Annotated in this window: 14 protein-coding genes; 8 read left to right on the top strand and 6 right to left on the bottom strand. The window is 70.3% G+C overall.

All coding sequences use genetic code 11. The features are described from left to right. The first annotated feature begins 42 nt into the window (after positions 1-42). From MZC64_RS37310 to MZC64_RS37295, 4 genes are all read left to right on the top strand, one after another. Positions 43-405 (top strand): VOC family protein, encoded by a 363-nt coding sequence (locus tag MZC64_RS37310; RefSeq protein ID WP_185003987.1) that lies wholly within the window; start codon positions 43-45, stop codon positions 403-405. A gap of 120 nt (positions 406-525) precedes the next feature. Beyond that, a complete protein-coding gene (locus MZC64_RS37305; RefSeq protein WP_247764382.1) occupies positions 526-2,205 on the top strand; it encodes a class I adenylate-forming enzyme family protein in 1,680 nt (559 codons plus the stop codon). Positions 2,206-2,237: 32 nt separating this feature from the next. After that, positions 2,238-3,314, top strand: coding sequence for a methyltransferase (locus MZC64_RS37300; protein WP_247764381.1), 1,077 nt, complete (start codon positions 2,238-2,240; stop codon positions 3,312-3,314). Positions 3,315-3,476: 162 nt separating this feature from the next. After that, a complete protein-coding gene (locus MZC64_RS37295) occupies positions 3,477-3,809 on the top strand; it encodes a hypothetical protein (RefSeq protein WP_247764380.1) in 333 nt (110 codons plus the stop codon). Positions 3,810-3,871: 62 nt separating this feature from the next. Here the strand turns inward: MZC64_RS37295 and MZC64_RS37290 are convergent, their stop codons facing one another. The 3 genes from MZC64_RS37290 to MZC64_RS37280 all read right to left on the bottom strand — a co-directional run bounded on the left by MZC64_RS37290 (position 3,872) and on the right by MZC64_RS37280 (position 7,159). Next, entirely contained in the window at positions 3,872-4,975 is a 1,104-nt protein-coding gene (locus MZC64_RS37290) for a 3-dehydroquinate synthase II (protein ID WP_247764379.1), read from the bottom strand. Positions 4,976-5,011: 36 nt separating this feature from the next. Then, positions 5,012-5,815 (bottom strand): 2-amino-3,7-dideoxy-D-threo-hept-6-ulosonate synthase, encoded by an 804-nt coding sequence (locus MZC64_RS37285; RefSeq protein WP_308301112.1) that lies wholly within the window; start codon positions 5,813-5,815, stop codon positions 5,012-5,014. Between the two features lie 99 nt (positions 5,816-5,914). After that, positions 5,915-7,159: an aspartate kinase gene (locus tag MZC64_RS37280; RefSeq protein WP_282106497.1), complete on the bottom strand. Its 1,245-nt coding sequence runs from the start codon at positions 7,157-7,159 to the stop codon at positions 5,915-5,917. Between the two features lie 228 nt (positions 7,160-7,387). Here MZC64_RS37280 and MZC64_RS37275 point away from each other — a divergent pair, with 228 nt between their 5' ends. The 3 genes from MZC64_RS37275 to MZC64_RS37265 are packed head-to-tail and all read left to right on the top strand — an operon-like array spanning position 7,388 to position 11,352. Beyond that, on the top strand, positions 7,388-9,400 hold the full coding sequence (locus MZC64_RS37275; protein ID WP_247764377.1) for an FAD/NAD(P)-binding domain-containing protein: 2,013 nt from the start codon (positions 7,388-7,390) through the stop codon (positions 9,398-9,400). Further along, on the top strand, positions 9,397-10,764 hold the full coding sequence (locus MZC64_RS37270) for an adenylosuccinate lyase family protein (protein ID WP_247764376.1): 1,368 nt from the start codon (positions 9,397-9,399) through the stop codon (positions 10,762-10,764). The genes MZC64_RS37275 and MZC64_RS37270 overlap by 4 nt, the downstream gene beginning before the upstream one ends. A 15-nt stretch (positions 10,765-10,779) precedes the next feature. Beyond that, positions 10,780-11,352 (top strand): ferredoxin, encoded by a 573-nt coding sequence (locus MZC64_RS37265; RefSeq protein WP_247764375.1) that lies wholly within the window; start codon positions 10,780-10,782, stop codon positions 11,350-11,352. Positions 11,353-11,400: 48 nt separating this feature from the next. Here the strand turns inward: MZC64_RS37265 and MZC64_RS37260 are convergent, their stop codons facing one another. Continuing rightward, the gene (locus MZC64_RS37260) at positions 11,401-13,020 is read right to left on the bottom strand and encodes an FAD-binding oxidoreductase (protein ID WP_247764374.1); all 1,620 of its coding nucleotides are present in this window, start codon (positions 13,018-13,020) and stop codon (positions 11,401-11,403) included. 452 nt (positions 13,021-13,472) lie between these two features. Here MZC64_RS37260 and MZC64_RS37255 point away from each other — a divergent pair, with 452 nt between their 5' ends. Then, the gene (locus tag MZC64_RS37255; RefSeq protein WP_247764373.1) at positions 13,473-15,110 is read left to right on the top strand and encodes an alpha/beta hydrolase; all 1,638 of its coding nucleotides are present in this window, start codon (positions 13,473-13,475) and stop codon (positions 15,108-15,110) included. A 4-nt stretch (positions 15,111-15,114) separates the two neighbouring features. On the opposite strand, the gene MZC64_RS37250 is transcribed toward MZC64_RS37255, so the two are convergent. Then, a complete protein-coding gene (locus MZC64_RS37250; RefSeq protein ID WP_247764372.1) occupies positions 15,115-15,504 on the bottom strand; it encodes a lipocalin-like domain-containing protein in 390 nt (129 codons plus the stop codon). Positions 15,505-15,676: 172 nt separating this feature from the next. Beyond that, a complete protein-coding gene (locus tag MZC64_RS37245; protein WP_247764371.1) occupies positions 15,677-16,042 on the bottom strand; it encodes a helix-turn-helix transcriptional regulator in 366 nt (121 codons plus the stop codon). Positions 16,043-16,123 lie beyond the last annotated feature (81 nt).

The following is a 16,123-nucleotide window of genomic DNA, read 5'->3' as shown; positions in this document are numbered from 1 at the left end:
TGGGGTCGGTAAGTAGTGGTGTGACTCAGGGAGATTCGCCTTATGAGCAACGCTGTCGGACCGAACTTCCTCACGCTCCAGGTTCGCGACCTTGAGCGCTCCAAGCGTTTCTACACCGAGCTGGTCGGCTTCACCCCCACCGAGTCCAAGGTGCCCACCGCGGTGGTGCTGGACACCGCGCCGATCAAGCTGGCGTTGCGGCAGAGCGCCATCGACCTGGACGCGGTCAGCGAACTCGGCTGGGGCGTGGTGCTCTGGATCAAGGCCGAGGACCCGGACAAACTGGCCAAGGAGCTGGCGGCGGAGGGCGTGACCATCACCAAGCCCCCGTGTGACGGTTTCTGCGGCCGCGAGTTCCAGTTCAAGGACCCCGACGGCTACGAGCTGACGATCTACGAAGGCTGATTCCCCCAGAAAAGCCAAGCGATCGCAGCCTGTCCGCCGACCCGCCGCCGCGCGCTCACCCGCTCTGCGGCGGGTCGGCCCCCCTTTCGTCGAGTTGGGTCCTGCCGGGAGACAACACACATGAGCGAGAGAAACGGCACCACGAGCATCGACTTCAGACCGCTGGCCCGCATGCCGTTGCACGCCCGGCTCCAGCTCCTGCTGGATCGCGGACTGGGCGTGGGCAACTTCCTCGACCGCGCCCGCCGGGTCAGTCCGGCGCCCGATCAGCCCTTCCTGCTCGCCCAGCGGCGCACCGGGCACGGGATGTCGTTGCAGCGGTTGAGCCTCAACGACCTGACCACCATCCGCAACGCCTACGCCGCCTGGTACCACCACGCCGGCGTGCGCAAGGGCGATCCGGTCGGGGTGCAGCTGGGCGAGGGCGTGGACTCCTTCCTGCACTTCCTCGCGGTCTCCTCGCTGGGCGCGATTCCGGCGCTGGTCAACGGCCGGATGGACCCGGCGTTCGCCTCGGCCTACCTGGGCCGGATCGGCGCGGTCGGCGTGGTGGCCGACGAGGAACGCCTGGCCGCGTTGAAGAACTCCGGCGCGCTGCCCGCCGCACTGCGGTTCGCGGTGGACTCCGCGGATCTGCCGACCAGTGGCGCGACCTCGCTGCCGGGGGTTTTCCCTTACCCACACGGGGATGACGATCCGGTGATGCTGTGCCACACCTCCGGCACCACCGGCCCGCCCAAGTCGGCGATCTTCGCGCACCGCCAGTTCTTCCTCGGCAAGCGGCACCGGCTGTGGAGCTTTCCGCAGGCGGAGAAGAACCGGATGCTTTCCGCGCTGCCGCAGTCGCATTCGGCCGGGATCAGCTACCTGATGACCGCCACCCTGCTCGGCCTGCCCACGCTGGTGATGGCCGATTCCAGCGGTGAGGCGGTGCATGAGGCGATGAAGCTGTTCCAACCGTCCATTGTGGTCGCTTTCCCGCAGACTTACGCCGAACTGGCCCAGCTGGACATCGACCGGTCGGCAGGCAGTCAGGTGCACACCTGGATCAACACCGGCGACTCCGCGCACGAGGCGCACATCAAGGCGCTGATCCGGCACGGCAGGCGACCGGCGCGCGGCGGGGACAAGCCCGGCTCCCGGTTCATCGACGGCCTGGGCTCCTCGGAGATGGGAATGGCCTTGTTCCGCAAAGTGAGCGAGCCGGAGAGCACCGACTACGACCGCTGCGTCGGCACCCCGGTCAGCGTGGTGGAGAAGGCCACCGTGCTCGATGAGGACGGTCGCCAGCTCGGTCCAGGCCGGGTCGGGCGGCTCGGCGTCCGCACCCCCACCAGGACCCCGGGGTACTGGAACAACTCCGAGCTGACCACCAAGTCCTCGCTGTCCGGCTACTGGCTCACCGGCGATGTGGTCTACAAGGACCGCAAGGGCCGCTTCTTCCACCTGGACCGGGTGCCGGACGTCATCCACACCACCACCGGCCCGGTCTACAGCCTGCCCCTGGAGGAGGCGATCCTGTTGGGGTGTGAGCAGATCGCGGACTGCGCGGTGGTCGCGGTCGACGCGCCCGCCCCCGGTCGCGGTCACGTCCCGTTCGCCGCGGTCAAGCTCAAGCCCGGCGCCGCACAACCCGCGGACCTGCTGGCCACCGTCAACACCGCGCTGACCGCCCGCGGACTGTCCACAGTGCACGGTGCCGTGCTGGCAACGGATCCGGCGGACTTCCCGACCGGGGCCACCGGCAAGGTGCTCAAACGTCAGCTCCGCGAACGCTTCGCCACCGTGCTCTCCAGCTGACCCACGCGACACCGAACCCAGGAAAGGGAACCATGACCGACACAGTCTCCGCCGCTTCGGCTCACCGTCCCGGCGTGACGGCCGGGGTCTCCCCGCAGGACGGCGACGTGCCGGCCCCGGTGCGCATGTACGAGATGCTGTACAGCTCGCTGGTGAGCCAGCTGCTCATCGCGGTCGCCGAACTCGGGGTGGCCGACGCCCTCGGCGATGAGGTGCGGCACATCGACGATCTGGCCGAGCGCACCGGCGCCCACCCCGGCGCGCTGTACCGGGCACTGCGCGCGCTGGCCAGCGTCGGGGTGTTCACCGAGGTCGAACCGCGCACCTTCGGCCTGACCCCGCTGGCCGCCACGCTGCGCGGCGACGTGCCCGGGTCCATGCGCGACCTGGCCAAGTACGTGGGCCTGAGCGAACGCCAGCGTTCCTTCGGCGCCCTGGTGCACAGTCTGCGGACCGGCCAGCCCAGTTTCGACCACGTGCACGGCACCGACTGGTGGACCTACTTCGCCGCGCACCCGGAACTGTCCACTTTGTTCAACAACGCCATGGGCAACATGGCCCGGATGGTCAATGGCGCCACCCTGGACGCCTACGACCTCACCGACGTCAAGCACCTCATCGACGTCGGCGGCGGCCAGGGCCACCTGGTGGCCACCCTGCTGGCCCGCTACCCGGAGATGACCGCGGTGGTCTACGACCTGGCCAGGGTGGTGCCCGAGGCCGCGGCCACGGTGGCCAAGGCCGGGTTCGCCGACCGGGTGGAGTGCGTTGGCGGGGACTTCCTCAAGTCGGTGCCGGCCGGCGGTGACGCGTATGTGTTGTCCTGGACCATTCACGACTGGGCGGACAAGGACGCGATCACCATCCTGAGCAACGTCCGGGAGCAGATGAAGCCCGGCACCAAGCTGATCATCATCGACGAGGTGCTGCCGGAGGGCGACGCGCCGCACTTCGGCAAGTTCGAGGACATCGTGATGCTGTCCCTGCTCACCGGGCATGTGCGGACCGAGGCGGAGTTCATCACGCTGTTCGAGAAGGCCGGCTTGAAGCACCTGGAGACCCGGCCCACCTCCTCGCCGACGAGTGTGATCGTGGCGGTGCCCGCCTGATCCGAGGCACTGCAAGGCTTGACGTGCGCCGGTTCCCTGATGGGGAGCCGGCGCACTTCGCGTGGTGTCCTCGGGGTTTCAGATCCGCTTGAAACCGGTGGTCCCGCTGATCCGGCAGCCCTAACCTCCGTGATCGACCGGACCGCGGAAGAAGAGGGAAACATGCAGCTGGGCAGGAAAATTCTGGTGAGCGCGGCGGCGGTGGCGGCGACCATGTCGTCCACGCTGGTGCTCCTCGCCACCCCCGCGAGCGCCGAGGTGTGGCGCTGTGAGGCCAAGGCGGAGAAGGCGGCCAACTACGGCCAGGTGTTCTGCCGGGACGGCTTCGGCAGCTACCGCGTCGTGGTCGAGTGCAACATGGGGCACTGGCCGTACACCAGGAACATCGACGGTCCGCTGGTGACCAAGCAGAACGGCTACACCGGCCCGATCTCCCGGGTCGACGGTCCGCCGAACGGCTGCCACGTGGTGAAGGCCTGGCTCAAGGTCGTCTGATCCAGACCCGAAAACCGGCCCCGCGATCGGGTGATCGCGAGGCCGGTTTTCGTTGTGCCGCTTTACTTCTCCAGGCAGAACTCGTTGATCGGGTAACCCACGTGCCGGTCCTGGGTGGGCAGGTAGCCCAGCACCGTGTCGCCGGGCCGCAGCTCGGTGCTGTTGAGCACCACGCCGCCGGGGCCGAGCACCCGCACGTGCCAGTCGTCCTGCAGGATCAGGTTCACCGTCTGGCCGTTGGGCGCCACCGCGTCGATGGAGATCAGCGGCCGGGTCTCGATCTTCACCCGGCCCACGGTGACCAACCTGGTCTGCCCCTTGATGTCCACCGCCATCACCTTGCTGCCCGCCTTCAGCTCGCTCAGGTAGTTGGTGCGGCTGTTGGCGGAGAGGGTGTAGGAGTGGATGGCGCCCGCGTTGACCCGGAACGGGCGGGTGGGCATGTACGGCAGCGGGTGGGTCTCGCTGACACACAGGATCATGCCCTTGGAGTGCGAGCCGACCAGGATGCCCTCGTCCTCGCGGAAATAGGTGCAGGTGTCCACACAGGCCCGTTCGCCCATGCCGATGTGCGCGGTGGCGGTCACGGTCAGCTCGACCAGGTCCAGCTCCGCGGTCTCGGTCACCGCGGCCTGCTTGAGCGCCGTGGCGTCGCCGACCCGCCGCGGCGCCATCAGCACCCCGTCCGAACCCAGTTCCAGCACGCCGAAGATGATCTCGGCTTCCTCGACGTCCTGGGCGATGGTGATGATGCTGCCGGTGGACTTGGCCGCCGCCGCGATCACGATCTCCAGCGGGATCTTGGTGGGGTCGCGGAAAAGCAGCACCGCCCAGCGGTCGTTGCGGGCCGCCTGGCAGGCGTCCTCCAGGGTGGGCGCGTCGATGATCTCCACGAACCGGCCGAACTCGACCTCGGGGTGGCGCAGCGCCAGTTCGGCGGGCTCACCGTGGGCCACCGGGTCGACGATGACCACATCGGCGCCGCCGAAGTCCTCCGGCAGCGGGCGGCCCTGCGGGAACAGGACCTTCTTCACCGTGGGGGGCAGGGTTTCCAGGTCCTCCGGGGTGGCGGCCACGATCCCGTCCACGCGCTGGTGGATGGCCTCCTCCAGGATCGCCGACCTCGCGTCGTCCGTCGCACGGACATCCAGCCAGCAGAGCTTCATGGTCTTGCTCCTCCAAGGGGTGGGGCGGGTGGATGGTCAGACCCGGCTGGGGACGAGCGCGCGCTCGTCCGCACCGGCGTGCACGAGTTCGGCGATCCGCCGGGCCCGTTTGCCCGGATCGGGCGCCTGGAAGATGTTGCGGCCCATGGCCAGGCCGGTCACGCCCGCGCTCAGCAGAGTGTCCACATAGGACACAACGGCGTCGGTGCTGTCGAGTTGCGGGCCGCCGGCCACGATCAGCGGGATCGGGCAGCCGCGCACCACATCGGCCATCTCGGCCCGGGAACCGACATAGGGCACCTTGGCGATGTCCGCGCCCAGGTCCGCCGCGAGCGAGGCCGCGTGCGCGACCAGCGCCGGGTCCTTCGGGTTGGTCACCCTGGGGCCGCGCGGGTACATCATCGCCAGCAGCGGCACGTTCCACCGGTCACAGGCATCGGCGACCAGGCCGAGGTCGGCGACCTGGCGGCGTTCGTCGGCCGAGCCGATGTTGACGTGCACGCTCACCGCGTCCGCGCCCAGCCGGAGCACATCCTCCACAGTGGACACCAGGTACTTCGCGTCCGGGTCCGGCGCGTGCATGGTGCTGGCGGAGAGATGCACGATCAGCGAGGTGCCGGTGAACACCCCGGCGTCCACGTGCCGCAGGCTGCCCTTGTGCAGCACCACGCCGTCGACCCCGTTGGCGGCCAGCTCACCGATCAGCCAGCTGAGGTCGTTGCCGACGATCGGGCCGTCGGAGACCGTGTGATCCAGCGGCACCACGAACAGCCGCTCGTCACTGTGGTGGAACAACCTGCGGAAGCGCATCTGGGCGCCGAACGATCGGTTCGTAGACACCGGTGTCCCTTCTGGTCAAAACGCCGCCGACTTGGCCCAACCGGTACGTCTGCTTTGGCCAACTTGGCGTACGACTTGGGCCAACTCGTCGGGGTGGGGTTAGGCGGGCATGGACTCGGCGTCGTCCCGGTCCAGCTCGAACTCGCGGTGCAGGGTGGTGACCGCCTCGGTGAGCCGGTCGACCGGGATGATCACCGAGCTGCGCAGCTGGGTGGTCGCGCCCCAGCTCGGGGTGATGCCGGCGGCGGAGAGGGCCAGCAGCATCCGCACGGTGTACTCGGGGCGGTTGAGCAGGCCGGTGCCCACCAGCGACAGTTTGCCGACCTGCTCGTCCAGTTCGGTGACGCAGCCCAGGTCGGCGGCCAGCTGGGCCAGCAGGTGCTGGGCCACCGGCAGGTCCCGGCGGTGCAGCGCGAAGCCCAGGCGCGGCTCGCTCTCGCCAGGGCCGGACCAGGACACCAGGTCCACCGGGACCGACTTCTGCGCCAGCGCGTCGAAGACCACGGTGGCCAGGCCGGGGGCGGAGCGGGTGGCGCGGACCTGGGCCCACACCACCTCCCGGTCGTGGGTGACCGCGGTGACAAAACCCTGTGACTCCATGACCTGTTGACAGCTCCGTCCGAGAATCGTGGTGCCCGCCGACTGGGTGTACGAACTGCGCACCTGGAGATCCATGCCGTGCACCGCGGCCAGTTCCACCGCCCGGGAATGCAGCACCTGCGCGCCGGCGAAGGCCATTTCGGTCATCACCCCGGCGTCGACGTGGCTGAGCACCCTGGCGCCCGGCACGATGCGCGGATCAGCGGTGTAAACGCCGTCCACATCGGTGTAGATCTCACAGCTCGCCGCGGTCAGCGCGGCCGCCAGCGCCACCGCCGTGGTGTCCGAACCGCCCCGGCCCAGGGTGATGATGTCGCCGTGCGTGTCCATGCCCTGGAAGCCGGACACCACAACGACATTGCCATCGGCCAGCTGCCGCAGCACCCGGCTGGTGTCGATGGCCGCGATGACCCCGGCGCCGTGCCTGCCGTCGGCCAGGATCCCGGCCTGCGGCCCGGTCAGGGACACCGCGGGCACGCCGATCTCGTGCAGGGCCATGGCCAGCAGCGCCGCGGACTGGTTCTCCCCGGTGGCCAGGAGCTGGTCGCTCTCCCGCGCCGAGGGCGCCGGATTCAGTTCCAGGGCCTGCCGGATCAGCTCGTCGGTGGTGTCCCCGCGGGCGGAGACCACCACCACCGTAGGCCGGCCCGCGCGGTGCGTGTGCCGCACGATGCGTGCCACCCGGCGGATCATCTCGGGCGTCGCGACCGACGTCCCACCGTATTTCTGAACCGCTATGGTCATTGCACCCCTCGCACCGGAGAAATTCGGCCAGGCGGTCTGTGAATCCTTTTCTACACAGCGGAAGACGGCCGTGGATCCCGAGAACACGTGATGTTCCCAGGGCTGCCTCGGCGAGTGGGTGAAGCCGCCGCAGTATCCCGCGAAGGCGTGATGACATCCGGGCCCGGCGCCGAGCACTCTTCTTTTCAGTCTGTCAGCGTCACGCGCGATCCACACCCAGGGAGAGTGATGTCGTCGGTGGCTCCATTGTGGACAACGATCTGCGTCATCGGCGCGGGCCCGCGCGGCATCTCGGTCCTTGAGCGGATCTGTGCGAACGCGGCCCGGCGCGGCGACCGGCGGGTGCTGGTGCATCTGGTCGATCCGCACCTCGGCGACGGCGGGCAGGTGTGGCGCACCGGTCAGCCCAGCGAACTCCTGATGAACACGATCGCCTCCCAGGTGACCATGTTCACCGACGACACGGTGGACTGCGCCGGTCCGGTCGCGCCCGGCCCCAGTCTGTACGAGTGGGCGAAATTCCTGCCCCTGATGGATTCCATCGACGTCTACCCGGCGCACGTGCGCAAGGAGGCGGGGGAGCTGGGGCCGGATTCCTATCCCTCGCGCGCCTTCTACGGCCACTACCTGAGCTGGGTGCTGCGCCGGGTGGTGCGCACCGCGCCGCGGCACGTCAGCGTGCGACTGCACCGGGGCACCGCGATCGCCTTGGACAGCAGGCCAGAGGGCGGTCAGTGCGTGACCCTGGCCGACGGCTCGGTACTGTCCGAAATGGACACTGTGGTGCTCGCGCAGGGCCATGTGGGCATGCCGCACGGGGAGGACGAGGCGCGGCTGGCCGCCTTCGCCGCCGAGCACGGCCTGGGCTACCAGCCGCCGATCAACCCGGCCGACGCCCCACTGGAGCGGATCAAGGCCGGGGAACCGGTGGCACTGCGCGGGATGGGGCTGAACTTCTTCGACTACACCGCGCTGCTCACCGTGGTCCGCGGCGGCCGGTTCGTGCGCGAGCACGGTCGCCTGGTCTACCACCCCTCGGGCCGGGAACCCTTGCTGTACGCGGGATCCCGGCGCGGCGTGCCCTACCACGCGCGCGGGGAGAATCAGAAGGGCGCTTCCGGGCGGCACGAGCCGTTCTTCCTGACCCAGCCGGTGATCGACGGGCTGCGGCTGCGGATGGACCGCGGGATGGGCGTGGAGTTCCGGCGCGATGTGTGGCCGATGGTCTCCCGCGAGGTGGAGGCGGTCTACTACCACGCGCTGCTCACCGAACGCGGCGACCCGTTCGCCGCCGAGGACTTCCTGCGTGAGTACCTGGCCCGTGATGTGCACGATCCGGCGCTGGAAGTGTTGCGGCGACACGGGATCAGCCCGGCCGAACACTGGGACTGGGACCTGATCGCCCGCCCGTTCGGGGACCGCCGCTTCGCCGACCGCGTCGAGTTCCGCGCCTGGCTGCTGGAGTATCTGCGCCGCGACTTCGCGGAAGCCTTGCGCGGCAACGTGCGCGGCCCACTGAAGGCGGCCATGGACGTGCTGCGCGACCTGCGCAACGAGATCCGCCTGGTGGTCGACCACAGCGGGATCAGCGGCCGTTCCTATCGCGAGGAACTCCAGGCCTGGTACACCCCGCTCAACGCCTACCTGTCCATCGGCCCGCCGGCCAGCCGGATCGAGGAGCTGATCGCGCTCATCGAGGCCGGGGTGCTGCACGTGCTCGGCCCCGGCATGCGCGTCGAGGAGGACCCGGCAGGCAAGGGTTTCCTGGTGCGCGCCAGTGCGATCCCCGGTTCGGACGTGCTGGTCACCACCCTGGTGGAGGCCCGGCTGCCCGAGGTGGACGTGCGCCGCAGCACCGATCCGCTGCTCCGGCACCTGTGGCGGACCGGCCAGTGCGGCCCGTACCGCATCCCGGACGGCGCGGGCGGCCACTACGAGACCGGCGGCCTGGCCATCACCCGCCGCCCCTATCACCTGGTGGACGCGACCGGCCGCCCGAACCCGCGCCGGTTCGCCTTCGGCGTGCCCACCGAGGCAGTGCACTGGGTGACCGCCGCGGGCATCCGTCCGGGGGTCAACTCGGTGATTCTGAGTGACGCGGACGCGATCGCGCGGGCATGCCTGGCGGTCAGCCGCCCGGGTCTGGGAAGCTCGCGGACGTACCTGAACCAGCACATTCCGCTGGCCTGGCTGCCCACCAGCGCGCGCCAGCGGAGCCGGACCGCACGGGGGACCGTTTGACCAGCCACGCCACCGATTCCGGCCTGCTCGCCCCGGTCTGGGCGGGCACCGGCGCCGCCGAGGCCACCTCGGATCACGCCTGGGTGCAGGCCATGCTCGACGTCGAGGTCGCGCTGGCCCGCGCCCAGGCCAAGCTCGGCATCATCCCCGCTGAGGCGGCCGAGCGGATCGCCGAAGCCGCCGACGCCGACCGGATCGACCTGGTCCACCTGGCCGAGGCATCCCGCGGCGCGGCCAACCCGGTGGTGGTCTTCGTCCAGCTGTTCACCGCGCTGGTCGAGCCGGCCGCGGCCGAGTACGTGCACCGGGGCAGCACCAGCCAGGACATCCTGGACTCGGCCACCATGCTGCTCGCGGCCAGGGCCTTCCGGCGGGTCGAGGCCGACCTGACCCGCGCCGCCACCGCGCTGGCCGGGCTGGCCCGCGAGTTCCGGGACACCCCGATGGCCGGGCGCACCCTGACCCAGCACGCGGTGCCGATCACCTTCGGGCTCAAGGCCGCGGGCTGGCTCACCCTGGTCCTGGACGCCAGGGACCGGGTCCGCCACCTCCTCGCCCAGGGGCTGCCCGCCCAGCTCGGCGGCGCCGCGGGCACCCTGTCCGCCTACGCCGAGTACGCCACCGCCGCCACCGGGCACCCGCACACCCTGGACCTGCTGACCGGGTTCAGCGCACAACTCGGCCTGCCCGAACCAGTCCTGCCCTGGCACGCCGTGCGCACCCCGATCGCCGATCTCGGCGCTACCGCCGCCTTCGTCACCGGCGCCCTCGGCAAGATCGCCCTCGACATCCAGGGCATGTCCCGCACCGAGGTCGGCGAGGTCGCCGAACCCAGCGCCGAGGGCCGCGGCCAGTCCTCCGCCATGCCGCAGAAGCGAAACCCCGTCCTGGCCACCCTGATCCTGGCCGCCGCCAAGCAAACCCCGGCCCTGGCGAGCATCCTGGCCCAGTGCCTGATCTCCGAGGACGAACGCGCCGCCGGCGCCTGGCACGCCGAATGGCAACCACTCCGGGAAGTCCTGCGCCTGGCCATCGGCGCGGCGCACACCGCGGCGGAACTCGTTGGCGGACTTGAGGTTTTCCCGGACCGGCTACGCGCCAACCTGGAGTTGTCCGGGGGCACGATCGTTTCCGAGCGACTCAACGTGGCGCTGGCCCCGGTGCTGGGCAAGGCCCTGGCGAAGAAACTGCTGGCCCGGATCTCACTGGAGTCGGCGGCCACCGGGATCCCGTTCGGCGAGCTGCTGGCGGCCGCACCGGAACTGGTCGGCAAACTGGAGGATGTGGCGGAGTTGCTGGATCCGGCGCGGTATCTGGGCGCGGCGGGGGACCTGGTGGACCGGGCACTGGCCAGGGCCGACTGAGGCTACCGTGGTGACATGTACTGGGATCCGCTGCCGACCGTAGCGGCCTCGGCGAACCAGCCGGTGCCCGAGCTGGACGGGGCGCTGCTGCCACCACCGGAGCACTACCTGCTGGGCAAGTGGGCGCAGCGGGACTGGCGCAACGCGCCAGGCCCGTTCTACGGCGCGGAAACCGACTCCTGCTGGACCGGCCGACTGGCCGCGCCCGACCACGTCGTCTACGAGGACGAGCAGTTCGGCGAGGTGGTCTTCCGGCAGCCGCGGGACGCCCAGGAAACCCACCGCCTGCTCAGCGCGGCCTGGCAGGACCCGTTCCGCGGCTACGCCGGCGACGGCGACGAACACTGGACCCTGGAACTGATCCGCGAGTGGTGGGCGGACCGGGCCCGGCTCGCGGCGTGGATCGAGGACCTCCAGCAGCGGTGGTCGGTCAACGGGAACGAGGACGAGCAGGAGGCCGCGGCCGGGCTGCGCGCCTACGCGGATTACCTCACCCACGGTCTTGCGGACCACCTGCGCGAGTACGCCTTCTGGCTTGAAAACCGGCGATCAGCGCTACCCACGGACCCACTTCCCGACCTCGCCTAGCCACCGGTTCCCGGCGTGGCAACACAATCGCCACGCCGGGCACAGGGGTCAGCGGGTGCCGGGCAGCCGGATCGACTGCGCGTGCCGGAACACGTTGCGCGGATCCCACTTCGCCTTCACCTGCTGCAGCCGCCGGTAGCTGCCCTTGAAGTACAGCTCGGTCCACGGCACCGTCGACCGGTTCCAGGCCGGGTCGCTGATGTCGATGTCGGCGTAGTTGATGAAGCAGCCGTCGGTGACCTCGTTGAGCACCGGCACCCCACCGGTGTCGGCGTAGACCTGCTGGTAGAACTCCTGGTGCCACTGGAGATTCCGCTTGTCGTCGGCGGCCTCGCCCCAGGCGGTGCCCCACAGCAGCTTCAGCACCGAGTCCCGGTGCGGTTCCGCGGTGGCCTCGGCGGGCACCGTGTTGATCTTGCCGCCGTAGGAGGCGATGGAGACCGCGAAACCGAGGTGGGTGTAGGTGGTCGCGGTCAGCGCCTTGTACATCGCGGCGATCTGCGGGTCGGTGAAACCCTTGCGGTGGTAGCTGGACTTGTACTTGTACCGCTCGGTCGGGGTGTGCACCCACAGGCCCTGCCAGCCGGTGGACTGCAACCAGGGCAGCTTCCGCTTGTCGGTGACCTGTGCGGTGACCCCGACACCCTCGCCGATCGCGGCCACGAACGCGTCCAGCAACCGCTCGGAATCCGGTGCGGTGGCGTCCATCTGCACGATGAGGTGGTTCGGCGCGGTCACTTTGGTGCTCAGTTCGAGGCGGGCGAACAGCTTGGCGTACGGGCTGTTCACCGCGCTGTTGCGTTCGTGCCACTGGCCGAAGTTGCGCAGCAGCCGGGTGAAGCGCGGTTCGGTCAGGTTGTCCCACGGCCATTCCACCCGGTGCAGCCACACCTCGGCCGGCGGCGCGGGCAGCAGCTTGGTCGGATCGCTGCCGGTGGCGCTGGGATCGCGGAACCAGAACCGCGTCACCACGCCGAAACTGCCGCCGCCGCCACCGGTGTGCGCCCACCACAGCTCGCGGTTGGGGTCGTTGGCCTCCCTGGTCGCGATCACCGCCTTGGCCACGCCGGTCTGGTCCACCACCACGACCTCGACCGCCTGCACGTAGTCCACGATCAGGCCGTGCTGGCGGCCGAGCTGGCCGTAACCGCCGCCGGTGACGTGTCCGCCGACACCCACGGTGTGGCAGGACCCGCCGGGCAGGGTGACCCCCCAGCGGCGCAACAGGGTGCCGTAGACATCGCCCAGCAGCGCGCCCGCCTCGACCTCGAAGGCGCCGCGCGCGGTGTCGAAGCGCACCGCGTCCATGCAGCTCATGTCGATGATGACCTGGACCTCGGGGTGGTCGACGAAACCCTCGTAGCAGTGTCCGCCGGAGCGCACCGAGAGCCGCTTGCCGGTGCGCACCGCCTCGCCGACGGCGTTCACCACCTCGGTGGTGGTCACCGGCAGCCGCACCATCTCGGGGTTGGACACCCAGCGCATGTTCTGCCCGCGGGAGAGCGCCGCGTGCCGGTGATCGCCACGCGGCACGGTGAGCGCATTGGCCGGCCGGGCCGGGCCCTCGTCCGCGCCCGCGATCGTGGCGGCGAACGGCGGCACGACCAAGGCGGTGCCCCCCAGTACCGCCGCCCTGCTGAGCAGGGTCCGACGGGATAACCCGTTCATCAGGTGAACCTCCAGGAGTCAGACGACGGCCCGGGACACGCAGCACCCCGCCGCGGCCCACCCCGGGAACGGCTCCAGGATGTGGCGGGAATCCACCGCGGACACCACGTGATCGCGTGATCTTCTCGGGATTCACCGGCAGAAGTGTTGACCGGGCGGCAGATCTGGCTTCGTCACAGGAGATTCTGGCGCCGACGTGTAGTTGACCGTACTCGTACTGTTACCAGCCCGCAACGGTTTCCGTTGCCCCAAGGGGCAGCGCTGTCCACAGTGGACAATGATGGCGGGCACGCTGGATGAGCGGGTGATGACCCAGGGTGGTGATCGGCCGAGCCGGTCGATCATCCGATGGGCGGCGGTCCGGTTGGCTGATGGCAGGTTGCGGACAGCGCGCGCCGGTGGGCGGCGGGCTGTGTCAGCGTGGTCGGGGACAGCGAGGGGGGTGCGGGGGCATGGCGGTGCCGGAACCGGAGGCGGGTTTTGGGCTGTGGCCGAGGGTTCGGGCGATCACCGGCTGGCCGGAGTCCAATGAGGACACTCTGGAACAGCTCTCGGCGGGCTGGCAGCGCGGCGCGAGCGCGTTCGAGAGTGCGGGTGGGCACGACCTGACCGCGGTGCGCCAGTCCTGGGGCGACCGCGCCGGGGGCGCGTTCCTGACCAGGGCGGGCAAGACCCTGGCCACGGCCACCGAACAGGGGACAGGCATGGCCGCGCTGAGCCGTCAGGTCACCGCTTTCGGCGCCGAGGTGGCCGGGGTGAAGAACAGCATCCGGAGCACCATCGGGAGCAACGATCCGGTGTACGGGCTGATCGGCGCATTGCTGCCACCGCCGTTCGGCGGCGCGGCGCAGGCCGTGTTCGCCCAGCAGACCGCGGAGATCGTCAACGCCACCATCGCCGGCGCGGCCGCCAGGGTGTCCGGGCAGGGCGGTCCCGCGGCGGCGTTCCAGTCCACCGGCAACGACGCCAAGCCGGGCATCGATCCGAAGCAGAACGCCGAGTGGTGGCGGAAGCTCTCACCCGAGGAGCAGCTCCGGCTGATCAGGGAGCAGCCGGAGCTGATCGCCGGACTGGACGGCTTGCCCACCGCGGCCCGTGACGATGCCAACCGCCTGCTGCTGGAGCGGACCCCGGAGGACCTGCGTGCCCAGGCCCGGCGGCTGCGCGAGGAGGCCACCCGGCTGGACGGCGGGATCGTCCCGCAGTCCGGCGAGGGCATCGGCGGGGCCGATCCGGTCAACCGGGCCGGTCTGCTGGCCGAGGCCGACCGACTCGACCAGCGCGCCAAACACCTGGAGGAGCTGTCCGGCCGCCTGGGCCCGAACACCCCCTACGACCCGAAGAATCCCACCGCGGGGGACCAGAGGTACTTCCTGCTGGGCTTCGACAACACCGACGACGGCCGGGCGATCGTCTCCCGCGGCAACCCGGACACCGCGACCGACGTCGCCACCCTGGTGCCCGGCATCAGCCACAACATCAGCACCCTGGCCACCCCGTCCGCACCGGGCGAGCAAACGATCATCGATCGGCTCGACGTGCTGCACAAGTCCGCCACCGACGCGGGCTCCCGCTCCACCGCGGTGATCGGCTGGCTGGGCTACGACTCACCGGACGGCGCCGACGCGCCCAACACCGCCGCCAGCCACGCCGCCGACGCGGCAAAGGACGACCTGGCCGGTTTCCAGCAGGGGCTGCGCGAGAGCCACGTCGGCCCGCGCTCGCACAACACGGTCATCGGGCACAGCTACGGCGCGCTGGTCGCCGGCATCGCGACCAGGGACCGGGTGCTGGACGTGGACGATTTCGTCTCGGTCGGCAGCCTGGGCAACGGCACGCACGAGGCGAGCCAGCACCAGGTCGGCAACGTCTGGGTGGCCGAGGACAGCACCGACTGGATCGCCGACACCGGCCTCTACGTCCGCGACCCCGACGAAGCCGGTTACCGGGGCAGGCGGCTGCAGATCGACTCGCCACCGGAGGTGCGCTTCCGCACCGACCCGCACAGCCGCGTCTTCGAGGCGACCCCCGGCAACGTCGGCCTGGGCAACCTCGGCCGCGTCATCGCCGGGCAGCCGCCGGTGGGCTGAGGCGTCAGGCCCGCAGCCAGCACAGCGCGGCCACCCGCGCGCGCCCGTCCACCACGTACTCCGGCGTGCTCAACGTCAGCCGGTCGCCCTCGAACTTCAGCCCGCGCCGCTGCTCCGCCCCGGTCAGGTCCGGGTGCGAGCTGATCTCCAGCTTGTGCACCACCTGGTCCCCGGCCAGCGTGTACGTGCCGGTGTAACCGAAGTAGTAGTCCACGCCGTGGGTCTGGCCGTCGGTGCGGGCCAGGTGCACCGACATGTGCCCGCGCGCGGTGTAGAGCAGCCGGCCGTTGGGGTTGGGCCCGAACGGATCGCTCAGTGTCGCGCCGGTCGCCACGTCCAGCTCGCGGTACCAGTCCAGCCGCCACCGCCCGACCAGGGACGCCTCGGTAGTCATGCCCCAGAACCTAAAGACTCGCCGCCGTGTTGGCCGAACTGGTACCACTTGGGCCAACTGGTACGCCCACTTGGGCCAACTCGGCGTACCAGTTGGGCCAACTCGCCGTCCACAACGGCCAAGACGGCGTCCGCAATGGCCAACACGCCGTACGAGAACGGCCGACACGGTGCTAGCGGGGCGGGTCCGGGGCCAGGGATCCGTCCGGGGCGATGTGGTCGAAGATCTGCTGGATCAGGGTGATCACGTGCGGGTCGTCCACCGTGTAGAGCTGGCGGCGGCCGTCGCGGTGCGCGGAGATGACCCCGGCCAGGCGCAGTTTGGTCAGGTGCTGGGAGGCGGTGGCGATGCCGATGCCGACCCGGCGGGCCAGCGTGCCGACGTCGTAGGGGCCGTGCGTGATCAGCCAGACCAGGTGCAGGCGGACCGGGCTGGACAGCAGGGCGAAGGTGTCGGCGCCGGCGCGCAGCTGCGCGGGGGTCGGCTCGGTGGCCTGGCCCGGGGGCGGCGGCTCGGTGGGTGCGGGCTGTGTCGGCATGGCAGGCCCATTCTTCCGCTACTGATCCCCGGTCGGCAGCCCGGCACGACAGTTCGATAGTTGCGAAGATGTCGAAATGAT

Source organism: Crossiella sp. S99.2 (genome assembly GCF_023094165.1).
GTDB lineage: Bacteria > Actinomycetota > Actinomycetes > Mycobacteriales > Pseudonocardiaceae > Crossiella.
The sequence above is the reverse complement of the archived record's forward strand: the minus strand, read 5'-3'. Positions and strand labels throughout refer to the sequence as shown.